The organism is Halomonas tibetensis (assembly GCF_042643535.1).
Taxonomy (GTDB): Bacteria; Pseudomonadota; Gammaproteobacteria; order Pseudomonadales; family Halomonadaceae; genus Halomonas; species Halomonas tibetensis.
The window spans coordinates 108,609-126,978 of sequence record NZ_JBHRSQ010000007.1 but is presented as its reverse complement, the minus strand read 5'-3'; the positions used below and the strand labels follow the sequence as shown (position 1 = coordinate 126,978).

At 65.0% G+C, this 18,370-nt stretch carries 17 protein-coding genes; 7 read left to right on the top strand and 10 right to left on the bottom strand.

Annotation, left to right across the window (positions count from 1 at the left end; all coding sequences use genetic code 11):
- Positions 1-43: 43 nt before the first annotated feature.
- Genes aroE through ACFODV_RS03385 form a run of 5 tightly spaced genes read right to left on the bottom strand, consistent with a single transcriptional unit; the run spans position 44 to position 4,675 of the window.
- Positions 44-871, bottom strand: a complete 828-nt coding sequence (gene aroE / locus ACFODV_RS03405) for a shikimate dehydrogenase (RefSeq protein WP_379754688.1) — start codon at positions 869-871, stop codon at positions 44-46.
- Complete coding sequence (gene hemF, locus ACFODV_RS03400) at positions 868-1,797, bottom strand: oxygen-dependent coproporphyrinogen oxidase (protein WP_379754686.1); 930 nt, start codon at positions 1,795-1,797, stop codon at positions 868-870. The genes aroE and hemF overlap by 4 nt, the downstream gene beginning before the upstream one ends.
- 37 nt (positions 1,798-1,834) lie before the next feature.
- Positions 1,835-2,392, bottom strand: coding sequence for an L-threonylcarbamoyladenylate synthase (locus tag ACFODV_RS03395; protein WP_379754684.1), 558 nt, complete (start codon positions 2,390-2,392; stop codon positions 1,835-1,837).
- Positions 2,393-2,443: 51 nt separating this feature from the next.
- Positions 2,444-3,556: a DNA-processing protein DprA gene (gene dprA, locus ACFODV_RS03390; RefSeq protein ID WP_379754681.1), complete on the bottom strand. Its 1,113-nt coding sequence runs from the start codon at positions 3,554-3,556 to the stop codon at positions 2,444-2,446.
- Positions 3,557-3,565: 9 nt separating this feature from the next.
- On the bottom strand, positions 3,566-4,675 hold the full coding sequence (locus ACFODV_RS03385) for a LysM peptidoglycan-binding domain-containing protein (RefSeq protein ID WP_379754678.1): 1,110 nt from the start codon (positions 4,673-4,675) through the stop codon (positions 3,566-3,568).
- A gap of 173 nt (positions 4,676-4,848) precedes the next feature.
- Here ACFODV_RS03385 and def point away from each other — a divergent pair, with 173 nt between their 5' ends.
- The 7 genes from def to ACFODV_RS03350 all read left to right on the top strand — a co-directional run bounded on the left by def (position 4,849) and on the right by ACFODV_RS03350 (position 12,345).
- Positions 4,849-5,361 (top strand): peptide deformylase, encoded by a 513-nt coding sequence (def, locus tag ACFODV_RS03380; protein ID WP_379754675.1) that lies wholly within the window; start codon positions 4,849-4,851, stop codon positions 5,359-5,361.
- A 107-nt stretch (positions 5,362-5,468) separates the two neighbouring features.
- Positions 5,469-6,458 (top strand): methionyl-tRNA formyltransferase, encoded by a 990-nt coding sequence (gene fmt / locus ACFODV_RS03375; RefSeq protein ID WP_379754672.1) that lies wholly within the window; start codon positions 5,469-5,471, stop codon positions 6,456-6,458.
- Positions 6,455-7,825 carry a 16S rRNA (cytosine(967)-C(5))-methyltransferase RsmB gene (rsmB, locus tag ACFODV_RS03370; protein WP_379754669.1) on the top strand — a complete coding sequence of 457 codons (1,371 nt, stop codon included), beginning with the start codon at positions 6,455-6,457 and terminating at the stop codon, positions 7,823-7,825. The genes fmt and rsmB overlap by 4 nt, the downstream gene beginning before the upstream one ends.
- Positions 7,826-7,873: 48 nt before the next feature.
- Positions 7,874-8,080 carry a dodecin gene (locus ACFODV_RS03365; protein WP_379754666.1) on the top strand — a complete coding sequence of 69 codons (207 nt, stop codon included), beginning with the start codon at positions 7,874-7,876 and terminating at the stop codon, positions 8,078-8,080.
- Positions 8,081-8,180: 100 nt separating this feature from the next.
- Complete coding sequence (trkA, locus tag ACFODV_RS03360) at positions 8,181-9,554, top strand: Trk system potassium transporter TrkA (protein ID WP_379754663.1); 1,374 nt, start codon at positions 8,181-8,183, stop codon at positions 9,552-9,554.
- A 27-nt stretch (positions 9,555-9,581) separates the two neighbouring features.
- Positions 9,582-11,030, top strand: a complete 1,449-nt coding sequence (locus tag ACFODV_RS03355; RefSeq protein ID WP_379754660.1) for a TrkH family potassium uptake protein — start codon at positions 9,582-9,584, stop codon at positions 11,028-11,030.
- Between the two features lie 67 nt (positions 11,031-11,097).
- On the top strand, positions 11,098-12,345 hold the full coding sequence (locus ACFODV_RS03350) for a TraB/GumN family protein (RefSeq protein ID WP_379754657.1): 1,248 nt from the start codon (positions 11,098-11,100) through the stop codon (positions 12,343-12,345).
- A gap of 15 nt (positions 12,346-12,360) precedes the next feature.
- Here the strand turns inward: ACFODV_RS03350 and ACFODV_RS03345 are convergent, their stop codons facing one another.
- From ACFODV_RS03345 to ACFODV_RS03325, 5 genes are all read right to left on the bottom strand, one after another.
- Positions 12,361-13,245: a tRNA-uridine aminocarboxypropyltransferase gene (locus ACFODV_RS03345; protein WP_379755573.1), complete on the bottom strand. Its 885-nt coding sequence runs from the start codon at positions 13,243-13,245 to the stop codon at positions 12,361-12,363.
- Positions 13,246-13,353: 108 nt separating this feature from the next.
- The gene (locus tag ACFODV_RS03340; protein WP_379754654.1) at positions 13,354-14,091 is read right to left on the bottom strand and encodes an SIR2 family NAD-dependent protein deacylase; all 738 of its coding nucleotides are present in this window, start codon (positions 14,089-14,091) and stop codon (positions 13,354-13,356) included.
- Positions 14,092-14,490: 399 nt separating this feature from the next.
- Positions 14,491-15,537 carry an ABC transporter ATP-binding protein gene (locus ACFODV_RS03335; RefSeq protein ID WP_379754651.1) on the bottom strand — a complete coding sequence of 349 codons (1,047 nt, stop codon included), beginning with the start codon at positions 15,535-15,537 and terminating at the stop codon, positions 14,491-14,493.
- Between the two features lies 1 nt (position 15,538).
- The gene (locus ACFODV_RS03330; RefSeq protein WP_379754648.1) at positions 15,539-17,239 is read right to left on the bottom strand and encodes an ABC transporter permease; all 1,701 of its coding nucleotides are present in this window, start codon (positions 17,237-17,239) and stop codon (positions 15,539-15,541) included.
- Positions 17,240-17,277: 38 nt separating this feature from the next.
- Positions 17,278-18,231 (bottom strand): ABC transporter substrate-binding protein, encoded by a 954-nt coding sequence (locus ACFODV_RS03325; RefSeq protein ID WP_379754645.1) that lies wholly within the window; start codon positions 18,229-18,231, stop codon positions 17,278-17,280.
- Positions 18,232-18,370: the final 139 nt, after the last annotated feature.

The window sequence follows — 18,370 nt, the reverse complement described above, 5'->3', positions numbered from 1 at the left end:
CTGTCACAGGCCTGATCCGCTCTTTGGGGCCAGGCCGACACTCTCACAGCGAATGTCGCAGCGCTTTCAGCACCGGGCCAGTGTCTGGGCACTTGCCGCGCCATTGGAAGAACGATTCCGCCGCCTGCTCCACCAGCATGCCAAGGCCATCCACCGGTTGCGCGCCATGCTCAACGGCCCAACGCAGGAATACCGTAGGCTCAGCACCGTACATCATATCGTAGGCGGTGGCCTCAGGGGCGAAGAGGCCCTCGGGCAATGGCGGCAAGTCGCCGGCGAGACTGGCGCTGGTGCCGTTGATCACCGCATCGAACTGACCCACCACGGCGTCGAATCCGCCACCAGCGATCTCACCCAGCTCACGGAAGTCGGCGGCCAGGGCCTCGGCCTTGGCCGCCGTGCGGTTGGCCACCAGCAGACTCGCCGGTTCCTCGGCCAGCAGCGGCTCAAGCACTCCGCGAACCGCGCCGCCGGCGCCCAGCACCAGTAACCGGGCGCCGGCCAGGGTCACGCCGTGGCGTTTGAGGTCGCGCACCAGCCCCACCCCGTCAGTGGTATCGCCATAGATCTTGAGTTCGTTGCTCAGGCCGTTGCCACCCAGGATCAGGGTATTCACCGCCCCGGCCCGTCGGGCGCGCAGGCTCAGCGTATCGCAGAGGCGGAAGGCCTCTTCCTTGAAAGGCACGGTGACGTTGGCGCCGCGCCCACCCTCGGCCACGAAGCGACGCCAGGCGCCGGCGAAGTCTTCAAGCGGTGCCTCGATGGCGGTGTACTCGATCGCCTCGCCGGTCTGCTCAGCAAAGGCAGCGTGGATGGCCGGCGACTTCGAATGGGTCACGGGATGGCCGAAGACACAGTAGCGGTCGATCATGAGCGAGCCTCCCCTTCGCCAAGCCAGTCGCGGGGGCGCAGGTAATTTGCGTAAAGTTCGGTCTCAGGGCTGCCAGGCGCCGGCGTCCAGGCGTACTCCCAGCGGGCCAGGGGCGGCATCGACATCAGAATCGACTCGGTGCGACCGCCGCTCTGCAGCCCAAACAGGGTGCCGCGGTCCCACACCAGGTTGAACTCCACGTAGCGGCCCCGGCGGTAGAGCTGGAAATCTCGCTCGCGCTCGCCCCAGGGGGTCTCGCGGCGACGTCGCACAATGGGCAGGTAGGCCTCGAGAAAGGCATCGCCCACGGCGCGCTGAAAGGCGAAGCACGTCTCGAAGCCGCCCTCGTTGAGGTCGTCGAAGAACAGGCCACCCACACCGCGGGTCTCGTCGCGGTGCTTGAGGTAAAAATAGTCGTCGCACCACGCCTTGTAGCGCGGGTAGACATCCGCACCGAAGGGCGCACAGGCATCGCATGCTACCCGATGCCAGTGCACCACGTCATCGAGGATCGGGTAGAAGGGGGTCAGGTCGAAGCCCCCGCCGAACCACCAGATGGGCTCCTCTCCTTCCTTCTCGGCGATGAAAAAGCGCACGTTGCCATGGCTCGTGGGCACATGGGGATTTTCTGGATGCAGCACCCAGGAGACGCCCACCGCATGAAAACTGCGCCCAGCGAGCTCAGGCCGGGCGGCCGTGGCCGAAGGCGGCAGCCGCTCGCCGTAGACGTGGGAGAAGTTGACCCCGCCCTTCTCGAACACCCGGCCGCCCTCGATCACTCGTGAGCGACCACCACCGCCTTCTGGGCGGTCCCAGGCTTCCTCGCGGAAGCCTTCGCCACCGTCCTCGGCGGCAAGGCCCGCACAGAGGCGGTCCTGAAGGTCGAGCAGGTAGGTCTTGACGTCATCGAGTCGGTCGGGAGACAAGGCGTTCTCCTGGGGCAAGGCAGTTGATTGACAGGAATCAGGGGCGCATCAGCTGGCCGGTGACCAGATCGCGGATGGTACTGGGACGCTTGAGGCCACCGAGATCGCCCTCGACGATGGCATCGAGTTCGTCGTCAAAGACGCGGCGAACCTGATCGGCGCTCATGGCCGGCGGCTCGCTAGCCTTGTTGGCCGAGGTGGAGACGATGGGCCCGCCAAAGGCATCACATAAGGCTGCCACCCAAGGATGAGCACTGACCCGCAACGCCACCCTGGCGTGGCCGCCGCGGACCAGGCCGTGGCTGCGACCGTTGTCGGGTACCAGCCAGGTGTTGGGCCCCGGCCAACTGGCCGCCAGAGGCGCATGCAGTTCGAGGGGCAGCCCCGCCAGCCAGGGCGCGAACTGACTGATGCTGCCGGCTACCAGGATCACCCCCTTGGCCGGGTCGCGCTGCTTGAGCCGCAGCAGCCGAGTCAGGGCCTCGTCGTTGTCCGGGTCGCAGCCAAGACCCCATACCGCTTCAGTGGGGTAAGCGATCACTCCGCCACGGCGCAGGGCGGCAACGGCGTGGGCGATCTGGCTAGCCTGACTCATGGGGACTCCTCGGCGATGGACACAGCTGAGTGCTTGAATGGCCGGATTCTATCATGCCCCAGAAAGCCGCACCCAGCCGCCAGCGGCGTGGGCCACCCGCCCCTCAAGTTCCAGCTCCAGCAGGCGTCGCTGGCACTCGGCAATGCCCAGTCCCGATAGCCCCACCAGGGTATCCACCGGGGTCGGATTGCCGCTCAGCCAGCGCAGCAGAGGATCGCTGGGCAAGGCCTCACCTTCGGCAGGAGCCTGGCCGGGAAGCGTCAGGGGGCTTAACGCAGGCAGCCACTGGGTCAGCTCGGCAACGATATCGTCCACATCACGTACCAGTACGGCACCGTCACGGATCAACCGCAAGCAGCCCGAAGCTTGGGGATTGTGAATGGAACCCGGCAATGCGAACACCTCACGCCCCTGCTCTCCGGCTAGACGGGCGCTGACCAGGGAACCGCTGCGCTCGGCCGCCTCCACCACCAGCACGCCGAAGGAGAGACCGGTGACGATGCGATTGCGCCGAGGAAAAAATCCCGGCCGTGCCGGGGTGCCTGGCGGGTGCTCGGCAAGCAGCAGACCGCCGGGCTCGCGTAGCCGAGCGTGCAGCCGATGATGCCGCGGCGGGTAGGCCACATCAACGCCGCAGCCGAGCACTGCCACGCTGGGGCCGCCGGCGTCCAGTGCCGCCTGCTGAGCGGCGGCGTCGATGCCCAACGCCATGCCACTCACTACGCACCAGCCGCGACCCGCCAGTTCGCGGGCAAAGGTGGCAGCGTTGGTCAACCCTTCACGAGTGGCTCTCCTCGCACCCACCATGGCTAGCCTGGGCGGTGCGAGGGCGGCGAGATCGCCCCAGGCCCACAGCAGCGGAGGTGGGTCAGGGATCTCAGCGAGCAGAGTCGGCCAACTGGGGTGGCCGGGGTAGAGCAGGTGGCGATCGGGCGCCTCGGCGAGCCACGCCTCGGCCCGGGCAATCTCGTCACTCAGCGGGCTGCGCCCGGGGTGGTCCAGCCACAGCCGCAGCAACGTGGCAGCTTCCCGGGGCAGCAGCGCCAGCCAACCGTCGGGCCATGCCGTGGCAGTGGCAGCCAGTTCGGTCAGCTGCGACGCTCGCAGGCCAGGCAGCCTGGAGAGGGCCAACCACTCCCGTGCACCGAGCCGCTGGGAGGTCATCGCGTTGCCTCAGCGCAAAGCGGCGCCCAGAGCGCGCTCGGGGGTATGCACGCGGTCGCCCACCGAGAGCGAACGGCTAGCCTTCATCACCAAGGCGTAGCTCATCTTCTCATAAGGCCGAAAGACCATCACCAGGCCGGCATCCTCGCCGGGCAGACGCAGGGATTCGCCAGTGCGCGGGTCGCTGACCAGTTCGCCACGTTGCTCGACCATCAACACGTGCCCCGGTTCCAGGCCGTCACGGCGGCCGCGATCGAGTGCCACCACCTGGAGGCGGCCGATGAACTGAACACCCCCGGGCACCGACAGGATCGTTCCCTGCACCTCGCGCTCCGGGGCGCGAGGATAGAACTCGGTGACCAGGTCGCGGACCTCCAGCGGCAGCACGATATCGTCATTGCGGACCTCCTGGCGCGAAGAGGTCACCTCCATCACCACGATCTCGCCCTCCTGACGCTCTCGACGCGCCTGGCCGACGCTCTCCAGTTCCAGGCCCAGCATCTCGCCGCTGGCCGGATCCAGGAAGCGCTCGCCGACTCGGTAGAACCCGACCCGGCCGCTGCCTTCCACCTCGCCGCGAGCATAGAGACGGTCACCCACGCCGCTCATCAACCGGCGGTCATCGCCGCCGACCACATAGGCCATCTCATCGAGAGACTCGGGATCGTCAATGATGCGGTGATCGCGAAGGAAGTGGCGAACCGCCTCCAGGGGAATCGGCTCGATCGCCTCGCGGTGGGGAATGGTGCGCATTTCCGGAGAGAGCCGCACCTGGCCCTGGCCGCGCTCAAGCCCCAGACAGGGGCGGCCGTTGCAGTCATAGAGGTAGACGACGTCGCCAGGGTAGATCAGGTGCGGGTTGCGGATCTGGGGGTTGACCTGCCACACCTCGGGCCACTGCCAGGGATGACTCAGGAAGCGGCCCGAGATATCCCACAGGGTGTCGCCACGCACGACCGTGTAGCGGTCCGGAGCGTCTCCCCTCAGGCCATCCGCCCAGCTGAGCCCCTGGGCCAGGGCGCCACTAGCCAGACCACCCAGGGCCACCGCCACGCTCAACAGGACCACTGCCCTGGGCCGCCAGCGGCGCTGCACCTTGCCCTCGTTCGTCTGCTTCATCCCTGCTCTCCCCGGGTCGTATGGCCTGGACTAGGTCGCTCTCATCGAACCTGACCGGCATGCTATAGTCTGAAGTTATGGATGCAATACGCGTTCGGCGGTTTCTCTACCGACGTCGTCTCTTTAGGATAGTGTCATTCTGTAAATGACAGCATAACGGTGGAACTAACGCCATGGCCAAATTACCGATCCTCGAATTCCCCGACGAGCGGCTTCGTACAAAAGCAGCCGCGGTTGACTCGGTCGACGATGAGGTCCGCCAGCTGGTCGATGACATGCTCGAGACCATGTACGACGCCAGTGGCATTGGGTTGGCCGCTACCCAAGTGGACGTTCACCGCCGAGTGATCGTGATGGACGTCAGTGACAACCAGTCTCGCCCGCTGGTGCTTATCAATCCAGAATTCACCCCCCTGGGAACTGAACGCGATCTCATGTCTGAGGGCTGTCTCTCAATTCCCGAATACTACGCCGAAGTGCCTCGGGCGCTCAGGGTGCATCTCAAGGCCCTGGATCGTGATGGAAAACCCTACGAACTCGAGGCAGACGGGCTGCTGGCACACTGTATCCAGCACGAGCATGACCATCTCGAAGGTGTCCTGTTCGTTGACTACCTGTCACCACTAAAGCGAGACCGGATCCTGAAGAAGATGCAGAAGCGCCACAAGTTGACGCAGCCCGCCTGAATCCGCCACGACCCAACATGAAGGCCGACGTTAATGCGTCGGCCTTCGTCGTTTCCGGCCGGCTCCGTTATCATTGAGCTCATCCACTCCCCGGCCAGGTCCGAACCATGCCCCGACCCCTCAACGTCATCTTTGCCGGCACGCCCGACTTCGCCGCCGAGAGCCTGCAGGCGCTACTGGACAGCCGCCACCGCGTCATTGCCGTGCACACCCAGCCGGACCGCCCCGCAGGGCGCGGACGCAAGCTGGCACCGAGCCCAGTCAAGCGTCTTGCCCTCGAGCATGGGATCTCTGTTTATCAACCGGAAACGCTCAGGGCGCCCGAGGCTCAGGCTGAACTGCTCGCCCTTGACGCAGACATCATGGTAGTGGTGGCCTACGGGCTGATCCTGCCGAAGGCAGTGCTGGGTGTCCCGCGGCGGGGCTGCCTCAATGTTCATGCCTCGCTGCTGCCGCGCTGGCGCGGCGCGGCGCCCATCCAACGCGCCATCGAAGCCGGCGACACCGAAAGCGGGGTCACCATCATGCAGATGGATGAGGGACTCGACACTGGTGCCATGCTGCTGGTGCGGCGCACCCCGATTACCGCGACCATGACCAGCGGTGACCTGCACGCCATCCTGGCTAAGCTTGGCGGTGAGGCAATCGTCGAGGCGCTGGACGCCCTTGCCGGCGAGGGACTGCCCGCCACGCCCCAGCCCGAGACTGGCATCACCTATGCCGCCAAGCTATCCAAGGCTGAAGCCGAGTTGAACTTTCATGAGCCCGCCGCGGCCCTGGCGGCCCGAGTGCGTGCCTTCAACCCCTGGCCCGTCGCCTGGTGTACCTTCGACGACGATCGCCTGCGTCTGCTGATGGCCGACGCGAGCGAGCTAGCCGCTGGTGAGGCCCACTCTGCCCCCGGCACCCTGCTCGACCACGACGGTGAGGCGCTGCGCATCGCCTGCGGCCATGAGGGCCGCGAGGTGCTCCGGGTGACTCAAGCTCAGCTGCCCGGCGGCAAGGCGCTCCCGGTGAGTGACCTGCTGCGCGCCCGGGCCGAGAGATTCACGATTGGCCTGCGCCTGGGCCGTCACGACGAAGAGGCCTCCGCATGAACCAGCCCCCCGAACATCAGCCACGCGAACCGCGTCAACGCAAGCGGGGCCTGGAGAACGATGGCGGCCTGGCTGTCCGAGCCGCTGCCGCCCGTGCCCTGGTGCCGGTCATCACCGGCAAAGGCTCGCTCACCGGCCTCGATGACCACCAGGTCGTGGCCCGTGACCGTGCCCTGTTCAAGGCGCTCTGCTACGGTGCCTGTCGCACCCTGCCACGCCTCGAGGCGCTGGCAGCGAAGCTGCTGGTCAAACCCTTCAAGGTGCGCGATGCCGACGTCCAGGCGCTGCTGCTGCTGGGCATCCACCAGCTGCTCTACCTGCGCATACCAGCCCATGCCGCGGTGGGCGAGACCGCCGGCGCGGCCCGCCTGCTGGGCAAGGAGTGGGCGACGCGGGTGCTAAACGGCTGTCTCCGCCGCCTGCAGCGGGAAGCCGCCGAACTGCAGGCTGAAGTGGACCAGGACCCGGCGGTGGCCCTGCTGCATCCCAAGTGGCTGCTCAAGGTGCTGCAACAGGCGTGGCCCGATGAATGGCGCGCCATCTGTGATGCCAATAACACGCCAGGCCCCATGACCCTGCGCATCAACCGCCGCCACGGCGACCGCGAGGCTTACCTGGACAGGCTGGCCGCCGCCGGCATTCAGGCGCGACTCTGCCTGCACGCCCCGGACGGTGTCACCCTGGAGACTCCCTGCGATGTCCAGCTTCTTCCCGGATTCGCCAACGGCGACGTCAGCGTCCAGGACGAGGCCGCCCAGCTGACCAGCGTGTTGCTCGGCCCTACGCTGGCACCCCGCCCCGGCGCCCGGGTGCTGGACGCCTGCTGCGCCCCGGGGGGCAAGACCGGTCACCTGCTGGAGCTTTTCGACATCGAGGTGCATGCAGTGGACAGCGATGCCGAGCGCCTGGCTCGGGTCGAAGACGCCCTGGGCCGGCTCGGGCTGGCGGCGCGCCTGGCCCACGGAGACGCCACCGCCCGGGACTGGTGGGACGGCGCTCCCTATGATGCCATCCTGCTCGATGCTCCCTGCTCAGGCAGCGGGGTGATTCGCCGCCACCCCGACATCAAGCGCCTGCGCCGCCCCAGTGACATCCCGGTCCTTGCGACTCTGCAAACGCGCCTGCTCGACAACCTCTGGCCACTGCTGCGCCCCGGCGGTACCCTGCTATACGCCACCTGCTCGGTGCTGCCGGAGGAGAACAGCGAACAGATTGCCGCCTTTCTGTCGCGCACCCCGGAGGCCGAGATCACCACTCCCGGTGACGTGGCATGGGGGCGGCAGGCGGGCCCCGGCCGCCAGCTGCTGCCGGAGATCGACAGCCACGATGGCTTCTTCTATGCCAGACTGAAAAAGCGGTTGGGCTGAGCCATCTCCCCATCCGAGATGATTTTATCGCGAGAGACAGGAGTCCGCATGAGCAACCATACCTACAAGCATATCGAGCTGACCGGCTCCTCCGAGGAGAGCATCGAGGCAGCCGTTCAGAATGCCATCACCAAGGCTAGCGAGAGCCTGCACGGCATGCGCTGGTTCGAGGTCACCGACACTCGGGGGCACCTGGAACACGGCCGCGTGGCCCACTGGCAGGTCACCATCAAGGTCGGCTTCACCCTGGACTGATGCCGCGCTGTTCTTCTCCCGGCGGCTGGTTTAGGCTTGCTGCCACTTTGTTGCGGCGCACAAGTTGCGCCGTGCTCGCTGACAGCGGACATCGACATCCATGAAGATCATCATTCTCGGCGCCGGCCAGGTCGGTGGCACCCTGGCCGAACACCTGGCCCGGGAGGAGAACGACATCACGGTGGTGGACACCAACGGCGACAAGCTGCGCGAACTTCACACCAAGCTCGATATTCGCACCGTGGTCGGCCCCGGCTCCTACCCCATGGTGTTGCGCCAGGCGGGCTGCGAAGACGCCGACATGCTGATCGCGGTGACCAGTCAGGACGAAGTCAACATGATCGCCTGCCAGGTCGCCCATACCTTGTTCCGCACCCCCACCAAGATCGCCCGGGTGCGCGCCACCGCCTACCTGACCCGCAAGGGGCTGTTCGCCCACGAGGCGGTGCCCATCGACGTGCTGATCAGCCCCGAGCAGGTGGTCACCGACCACATCCGTCGGCTGATTGAACACCCCGGCGCCCTGCAGGTGCTGGAGTTCGCCGGCGGCCTGGTACAGCTGGTGGCCGTCAAGGCGGTCTACGGCGGCCCGCTGGTGGGCCAGGATCTGGCCTTCCTGCGCCGCCACATGCCCAGCGTGGATACCCGGGTCGCCGCCATCTACCGCCGCGACCGGCCGATCATCCCGCGCGGCGACACCGTGATCGAGGCCGACGACGAGGTGTTCTTCATCGCCGCTCGCCGCGACATTCGCGCGGTGATGAGCGAACTGCGCCGCCTCGACCGCAACTTCCGCCGGGTCGTGATCGCCGGCGGCGGCAACATCGGCGAGCGCCTCGCCGAGCACCTGGAGCACAGCCATCAGGTGAAGATCATCGAGCACAATCTGGAGCGCTGCACGGTGCTTTCCGAACGCCTCGATCGCACCGTGGTGCTCCACGGCAGCGCTACCAGCAAGCGGCTGCTCGAAGAGGAAAACATCGAGGAGTGCGACATCTTCTGCGCGCTGACCAACGACGACGAGGTCAATATCATGTCGTCGATGCTGGCCAAGCGCATGGGCGCCAAGAAGGTGCTGACGCTGATCAACAACGCCGCCTACGTGGACCTGGTTCAGGGCGGCGAGATCGACATCGCCATCTCGCCCCAGCAGGCCACCATCGGCAGCCTTCTGACCCATGTGCGCCGCGGCGATATCGTCAACGTGCACTCGCTGCGCCGCGGCGCGGCGGAGGCCATCGAGGCGATCGCCCACGGCGACACCCAGTCGTCGAAGGTGGTGGGCCGCGCCATCGGTGAGATCGATCTGCCGCGGGGCACCACCATCGGCGCCATCGTGCGCGGCAAGGAGGTGATGATTGCCCACGACGACGTCATGGTGGAGTCCGGCGATCACGTCATCCTGTTCGTGATCGACAAGCGCCGCCTGCGCGACGTGGAACGCTTGTTCCAGGTCGGCCTGACCTTCTTCTAGCCAGACAACCATGGGGAATCTCGCGCGATGAGCCTGCGCATGATCCTGCGCATCCTGGGGCTGCTGCTGATGCTGTTCAGCCTGACCATGATGCCGCCGATCCTGATCTCGCTGCTGTTCGGCGACGGCCAGTGGGAGGCTTTCGCCATCGCCATTGCCATCACGGTGGTGACCGGCGCGCTGATGTTCCTGCCCAACCGCCGCGCCCGCAAGGAACTGCGCACCCGCGATGGTTTTCTGATCGCCGCGCTGTTCTGGAGCGTGCTGGCACTGTTCGGTTCGCTGCCGCTCATGCTCGCCAGCGAGTCGGCGCTCTCGATCACCGACGCAGTCTTCGAGTCCTTCTCGGGCTTGACTACCACCGGGGCCACGGTGATTACCGGCATCGAGACCCTGCCCGAGTCGATCCTCTACTACCGCCAGCAGTTGCAGTGGCTGGGGGGCATGGGGATCGTGGTGCTGGCGGTCGCGATCCTGCCGACCCTCGGCGTCGGCGGCATGGCGCTCTACCGCACCGAGATCCCGGGCCCGCTCAAGGATTCCAAGCTCACTCCCCGCATCACCGAGACCGCCAAGGCGCTGTGGTACATCTACGCCTCTCTCACGGTGACCTGCATGCTGGCCTACATGGCCGCCGGCATGAACTGGTTCGACGCCCTGGGCCACAGCTTCTCCACCGTGGCCATCGGCGGCTTTTCCACCTACGACGCCAGCATTGGCCACTTCGATAGCGCCGTGATCGAAATGATCTGCGTATTCTTCCTGATCGTTTCCGCAGTGAGCTTTAGTCTGCACTTCGTCGCCTGGCGAGAGCGAAGCGTGACGCACTACTTTCAGGACCCCGAGGCGCGCTTCCTCTTGCTCTTCCTCCTGGGTTTAGCGGTGATCACCGTGGTTTCGCTGTGGCTCACCAATACCTACGACACCCAGCGCGGCCTGCGCCACGGCATCTTTCAGGTAGTCTCGGTGGCAACCACCGCCGGCTTCGGCGTGGCCGACTTTTCGGCCTGGCCGGGTGCCTTGCCCTTCCTGCTGTTCATGGCGGCCTTCGTCGGCGGATGCTCGGGCTCTACCGGCGGCGGCATGAAGGTGATCCGCATCATCCTGATTCTCAAGCAGGGCATGCGCGAGGTGATGCGCCTGATCCACCCCAACGCGGTGATCGCGGTGAAAGTGGGCAGGGTGAGCGTGCCGGACGGCATCGCCCAGGCGGTGTGGGGCTTCTTTTCGGTCTACGTGATGCTGTTCTTCCTGATGCTGGTGGGGGTGATGGCCACCGGCGTCGACCAGGTCACCGCCTGGTCCAGCGTCGCCTCGGCGCTCAACAATCTGGGGCCGGCGCTGGGTGAGGCTTCCGGCAACTACGGCGACCTGCCGAACCTTGCCAAGTGGATCCTTGTGATGGCCATGCTGCTCGGCCGCCTGGAGATCTTCACCGTGCTGGTGCTGTTCACCCCCGCCTTCTGGCGGCGCTGAGCTGATTTGGCCCGCCCGTGTCCATCGTGGATAATCCCTTCTTCTCACTCCTTCATACCGAGCGTCCATGACCGACTCCCAGGACACCGCGATGCCTACCGACTCGACGACCGGCGTCACCGGCCCGCGCCGCGTCATCCAGGTGGGCGAGACCCGCTACACCCTGCTGGGCACCGCCCACGTCTCCGCCGAAAGTGCCGAGGACGTGCGCGCCCTGATCCGCTCAGGCGAGTTCGACGCCGTGGCCATCGAGCTGTGCGACTCACGCCACCAGAGCCTCGCCAATCCGGACGCCATGCACAATCAGGACCTGTTCGAGATCTTCCGCCAGGGCAAGGCGGGAATGGTGGCCGCGAGCCTGGCGCTGGGCGCCTTCCAGCAGCGCGTGGCCGAGCAGTCCGGCATCGAGCCCGGCGCCGAGATGCGCGCCGCTCTGGAAGAGAGTCGCGATGCCGGCTTGCCGCTGCTGCTGATCGATCGCGATGTCGGCGTCACCCTCAAGCGCATCTACCACAACGTGCCATGGTGGCAGCGGTTCTCGCTGTTCTCGGGCCTGCTGGGCAGCGTGCTGTCACGCCAGGACGTCACAGCCGAGGAGATCGAGCGGCTCAAGGAGGGCGATGTGCTGGAGTCGACCTTCAGCGAGTTCGCCGCAGAGTCCGAAACCCTCTTCACGCCGCTGATCAGCGAACGCGACCGCTACATGGTGCTGCGCCTGGCGGAAGATGCGCCTCCGGGACGCTACCGCCATGTGCTGGTGGTGATCGGTGCCGGTCACATGAAGGGGATGGCCGAGGAGTTCGAGGCCCCCCTGCCCGAGGCCCCAAGGCAGGAGCGCGAGGCGCTGGAGGCCACCCCGCCGCCATCGAAGCTGTGGAAGACGCTGCCCTGGCTGATCACCGTGCTGGTCTTGACCGGCTTCGCCATCGGCTTCTCGCGTAACACAGAGCTTGGCTGGCAACTGGTGGGCGAGTGGTTCCTGATCAACGGCGTGCTCTCGGCGGCCGCCACCCTGGTGGCCCTGGCCCATCCGCTGACGGTGACGGCGACCTTCTTCGCCGCCCCACTCACCTCGCTGAACCCCACCATTGGCGCCGGCTTCGTGGCTGCCGGAGTGGAGCTCTATCTGCGCAAACCCAAGGTGCGCGACTTCTCCACGCTACGACACGACGTCACTTCGCTTGCGGGCTGGTGGCGAAACCGGGTCTCGCGCACTCTGCTGGTATTCATGCTGGCCACCCTGGGCTCCGCTGCCGGCACCTGGATCGCCGGCTTTCGCATTGCCGGCGCCCTGTTCGGCACCAGCACCCCCTGAAGTCATCCGTTCGCGTCAGCCCTTCACAGAAAGGCCAGGCTGTTCGAGCGGCAGGTTGGGCAACTGGGTCTTACGTGCCAGCAGGCGCTCCATCGCCGCCGTCGGCGCTTCGATCTTCACGAAGCCCCGGCTGGCGGCATAGCTATCGTTGAAGGCGTCGAAGTAGTCGTCCAGGGCCTGGGCGGCGTCGGCGTCGCCCCCCTGACGCAGCAGCTCGGCGGCCACCTCGGCGGTGCATAGATGCTCGGCGGAGGCGGGTTTTCGCAGTCGGTAGCGGGTCAGCCGCTCAGTGCGCAGGGGTAGTACCGGAAGCCGGTCGAGATAGAGGCTCTTACGGAAGATGCGTCGGGCCTGGCGCCAGGTCCCGTCCAACAGGATCAGCACTGAAATCCTCCCCTCCCGTTTCACCTCCTCGACGGCGTCGACGCCCACCACGCGCTCGGCGTAGTCGGGCTGGTCGTCGGGAAAGATCACGAAGGGCGCATAGCGCTTGTCTTCCAGCAACGCCAGCAGCCGTTCGTCCGGCGCGGTGCGATACCAGGTAAAGACCTCGGTGTCCGGCAGTACGTCGCTGATCAGCCGCCCAGTGTTGGTGGGCTTGTGATGTTCCATGGGGTGGGTGATCAGCCACACTCGTGCCTCGCTTTCTGCCTTCACCGCATAAGGGCAGAGGCAGTTCAGCTCGGGCAGGTTGCAGCCGGGGCAGCGCTCCACAAAGCTCCCGCGGGACTTGAACTCACGCCGCGGCGGGCGCGGATGACCGGTAGCGGGGTCATGAGCAAGACCGGCTTCGGGGGCTTGAGAAAGTCCGGCTTCGGGGGCTTGAGAAAGTCCGGCTTGGGGGGCTTGAGAAAGTCCGGCTTGGGGGGCTTGAGCAGACTCGCGCCCAGGGTCATACAAGTGCGCCTCATCGGCGTGGTGATCGGCACAGGTGTCGGGCGTATCGTGCTGCATAGCGGCAACCGCGTCGGAGATGGCGCAGCATTCTAACACCTCCGCAGACACCGTTCAGGAGGCGGCCACTGTCTCCGGCAGCCAGAGCCGCCCTTCACGACTCCAATGACGCACCAGCGCCGGCACCCCCCTGCCGGCGGGCTCGCTGAGCCTGGTCACGCCCGGCGGCGCCAGCAGCTCTGCCTCCGGGTCAACCAGCACGCAAGGAGCATCCAATGGCGCATACTGAAGCAGCGACGCGGCCGGCATCACAGCAAGCGACGTACCCACCACCAGCAGCAGGTCCGCTTCACCGACCAGCTCGCAGGCATCAGCGAAGTGGGGCACCTCCTCGCCGAACCAGACCACGTCAGGCCGAAGCTGGCTACCCTTGTCACAGATGTCGCCCAGTTCGATGCCACCACGGGGCAGGGGGTATTGCATGCGGCGGTCTACCGTGGAGCGCGCCTTGAGGATCTCACCGTGCAGGTGCAGCACCTGGCGGGAGCCAGCTCGCTCATGGAGGTCGTCGATGTTCTGGGTGATGATGCTCACCCGAAAGCCCTGCTTTTCCAGCGCAGCCAGCGCCTTGTGGGCGGCATTGGGGCGGGCACGGCGCACCTGGTCGCGGCGCTGGTTGTAGAATTCCAGCACCTTTGCAGGATCGCGCCGCCATGCGCGGGGCGTGGCTACCTCCTCAACCGGGTGATTGGCCCACAGACCATCTTCGGCCCGAAAGGTCTGGATACCACTCTCGGCACTGATGCCCGCCCCGGTGAACACCACCAGGTGTGGCGCCCGCTGCTCCGCCATTCACCACCTCTCGCCTATTGCTCTCTCGCCCCGCACGTCACGCCCACTTGCCAGGCACTAGAAATTACCACTTGCAGCCCAGGCGCGGCCAGAAGGGGACTGTTTCGTTCGGTTCACTGCTACGTCATTGGGACGTCATGGTAGCCGGCCCGCACATATCCGCCGAATGCATCACCGAGATGCAGGAGACTTTCATGAATGACCCCGATGGCCTGCTGCAGGCCATCCTCGCCCCGGGTGAGCGCGACAAGTACCTGGGCGCCCCACCTCGGGGCGCCTCAGCCTAACGGACGTCGACCTGTCGTCGGCATCGCGTCGTCAGCTAAGGCCGCTGCGCCAGCGCATCGACTGCGCCTTCCAGAAGTTCAACATGCCCGCTTAGCGCCTCGACGCGCAACCTCATGCCTCGGGTTCCAGACTCCACCCTTCATGAAGGATCAGCCCGACTTGCTGCCCTTCGACAAGCGCCGCGTGATGATAGGCCAGCAGCGCTTCTCCACTGGCAAGGCGCAGGTGCATCTCATAACGCTCGCCGCGAAAGATCACACCTTCCACTTGCGCTCGCAGGTCGTGAAGTGGAGGGGGTTCAGGCACCACTGTTACGTGCTCCGGGCGCACCAGTACCGCCTGGGTACGCTCGGTGGCAATGGCCGCAAGGCCGCGCATCAGCGCAGCCTCCTCCAAGCGCTGGCCCGGCCTCCCAGCAGCCACCTTCAATTGGCTACCCTGGCCGATGAAGCTGGCCACCCAGGCAGTTCGCGGCTGACGGTAAAGCGTTTCCGGCGTGGCCCACTGCTCCAGCCGGCCCTCACGCATCACCGCGATTCGGCTTGCCAGAGCCATGGCCTCGCTCTGATCATGAGTGACATACACCAAGGTGGCCTGGGTGCGACGGTGAAAATCGCGGAAGCTGTGCTCCATGGTGGCGCGCAGGTGGCGGTCAAGATTGGCCAGTGGTTCATCCAGCAGCACAACCGAGGGGTCGCTGACCAGGCAGCGCGCCAAGGCCACGCGTTGACGCTGCCCGCCGCTAAGCGCCTGGGGCATGCGCTCGGCATAGGCGTCAAGTTCCACCAACGCCAGTGCCTGCTGCACCTTTTGCTGATACGTCGCCCCGCGCAGCCCCCTCAGCTTGACCGGGTAGCCTACATTGTCGGCGACGCTCATATGCGGCCACAGTGCATAGGATTGAAACACCATCGCCATATTGCGCTGCTCGGGGGGCACATGGGTATCGGCGCTTGCCAGGGTGCGGTCGCCCAACTGAATACTGCCCGCGTTGACCGATTCAAAGCCCGCCAGCATTCGCAGCATGGTGGTTTTACCGCATCCGCTAGGACCAAGGAGGGCAACAAACTCACCCGGATTGATGGATAGCGACAGCGCATCCACGGCGGCATGTTCGCCAAAGCGTTTGGTAACGCGATCAATCGTTAGCCCTGTCATACTAGCCCTGCCATGGGATGACCCCTTTGGGTAGCCGCGACGCCAAAAGACTGAGGGACAGCATTAACGAAGCGACCATGATCACCACTAGCACTGAAACGGCGGAGGCCAACACGCTTTCGCCGCCTTCGTCGAGGTTGAAAATCAGCACGCCGAGGGTTTCGTTACCGGCGCTCCATAGCAGCGCTGACACGGTGAGTTCATTGACCGCCAGCAAGAACACCAGCAGCCCGCCTGCAAACAACGCGGGTGCCACCAGGGGTAGGATGATGCCGCCGAGTCGCCGCAATGGGCCTGCGCCCGCCAGCTGTGCCGCCTCTTCAAGGGAAGCATCCAACTGCGCCAAACTAGCCGCAACGGGTTTGACGCAAACCACCAAAAAGCGCGCCAGATAGGCAATGAAAATCAGCCCCAGGGTACCGTAGAGCGCCACATGGATAATTGGCAGCGGGCGAACAAACAGAAGAATACAAGCGATCGCCAACACCACGCCGGGGAGCGCATAGGGAATTTCAATGGCGCTGAGCACCACGCCGCGCCAGCGATCCGGTAGACGCTGTAACCGATATGCCAGCGGTAGGCTCAGCAGCATCAGCACCACCGCCGCGCTGCCCGCCAGCCACAGACTGTTGTGTGCCGCCCGCCACGTTGCGCCCTGGCGACCCATCACTTCGGCGTAAGCGTTCAGAGTGGCGGTCTCGGCGTTTAATGGCACGCCCATGGCGGGCACCAGCGAACTGATGATCAGGGCGAGCAGCGGTGCGACAAGAATGATCAGCAAGATGCCAACCAGCGTGGCAGTCACCGGCGTGCGCCAGCGGCCAAGGGTAAAATCGTGAGAGCGGCCGCTGTGGCCACCCAGCCCAAAGAGGCTGTGGCGCATGAGATGTTGCTGCAGCGCCACCCCGGCAAGGGCCAGTAATCCAATCAGTAGCGACAGGGCCGCCATTTCCGCCAACACGCCCGTGCCGAAGTTGGCCATACGCTGATAGATCAGCGTAGGCAGCACGAAGTAGCCCGCGGGTATCCCCAGCATGGCGGGAATACCGAAGTTGCCCAGGCTGGAGATAAACGCCATCGCACCTCCGGCGATCAAGCCGCTGCGGGTCACGGGCAGAATAATGTGGCCCCACACCTGGGTTTGCCGGGCACCGCTGATTCGGGCGGCCTCGATAAGTTCACGCGGCAGGGAAAGCAGGCTGGTGCGCAGGGCCAAAAACACCAGCGGGGCGCCTTGGATACCCAGCAGTAAAGCGATACCTTCTGCGGAGTAGAGCGGCTGCGGACTACCCAGCGGCGGCGCCATGCCAATGCTTTTTAACAATGGGCTGGCCGGGCCAAATAGCTGTAACCAGCTTAAGGCAGTGACCTGGGGCGGGATCATCATCGGCAGCATGAAGCAGAACACCAGCCACGTCTTGCCGCGCACATTGGTGAGGGTGATGGAAAAAGCGAACAAACTGCCGAGCACCAGGGCAATCAGCATGCCGAGCCCCGAGGTATACAGGCTCTGCCAGAGCGCTCGCCAGGTGCTCGCACTGTTGAGCACCTGCCCAAGCGGTGATTGGCGACCCTGACCAAGATCGCTCAACGCTTCTATTAAAAGTCGCACGCTGGGCGCCAGGCTCAGCAATACGATCGCGATCAGCAGGCTTGATAGCAGCCAGCGATGCTGACTGCTACCGGTCAGGGAAGGCGTCATGCTTACCCGCCGAATAGATCGCTGAATCGCTGCTTGAGCTAGGCTTCCTGCGCCAGTGCCTGCTCAGTATCTAGGGGCATCAGGGCAATGCTATCGCGCTCGGGGAAGCCTTCTGGCGAGGCAATATCGTTGTGGGCAGGCAGATACCCCTGCTGGCTCACCAGTTCCTGGCCCTGCCGGGAGAGCACAAAATCAACAAACTTCTGCGCCGCCTCCACATTCTCTGCGCCCTGCATGATAGCGACCGGCTCGGTAACCGCGCTCACTCCCTCTTCCGGAAATACAAACGCTACCGGCGAGCCTTTGGCGGCTTCACGAATCGGCAAGAAATCCACCACGATGCCGTAGGGCTTGGTGCCTGCTGCCACGGCGTTAAATACACCGCCATTACCACCCTGGGCCTCGGTACGGTTGGCTTTGAGCGCCTCGTAATAGGCCATTCCAAGTTCAGGATTGGCAGAAATCGCCGCCATATGAATCAGCGCTGCCCCGGAGTAGAGCGGGCTGGGCATGGTTACCATTCCTTCGTAGTCAGGCCCCAATAGATCCTGCCAGGTCTGCGGCCGATGCTCCGCGCCAGTGTTATACACGATGCCGGTAGTGATCAGCTTGGTGCCGTAGTAGTAGCCTTCCGGGTCATACAGGTCAGCATCATAGGCTTGGCGCTCATCGCTTAAATAAGCCTGAAGGTGGCCCTGCTGCTTGAGCGACTCCATGGTCATGCTGTCGGCAATCAGCAGCACATCGGGGTTGCTCACTCCGGCTGAAAGCTCTGAGCGAAGCCGCGTCATTAAGCGTGTCGTACCGTCGCGCACCCACTCCACCTCGATATCCGGATAAGCCGCTTGAAAAGCATCAACGGTCTGTTGCGCATCGCTATTGGGCTGGCTGGTATAAAGGGTTAGTGTGTCGCTCGCTGCTACCTGGGCAGAAAGGGAAAAACCCGCTATAGCAACAGTAGCAAGAGCAGATACCACAGGGCGCTTCGACATGAGTCAGTCTCCAGTGAGCATGAGCCCTATAACGCTACCCTCATCAAATTACAACACCGTGACAGCGTCGCCGGTGCCAAAGAAACGCTGCTGAGCCCTTCCAACTGCGGGAAACCCACCTTCTGCACGACAGCTTAGG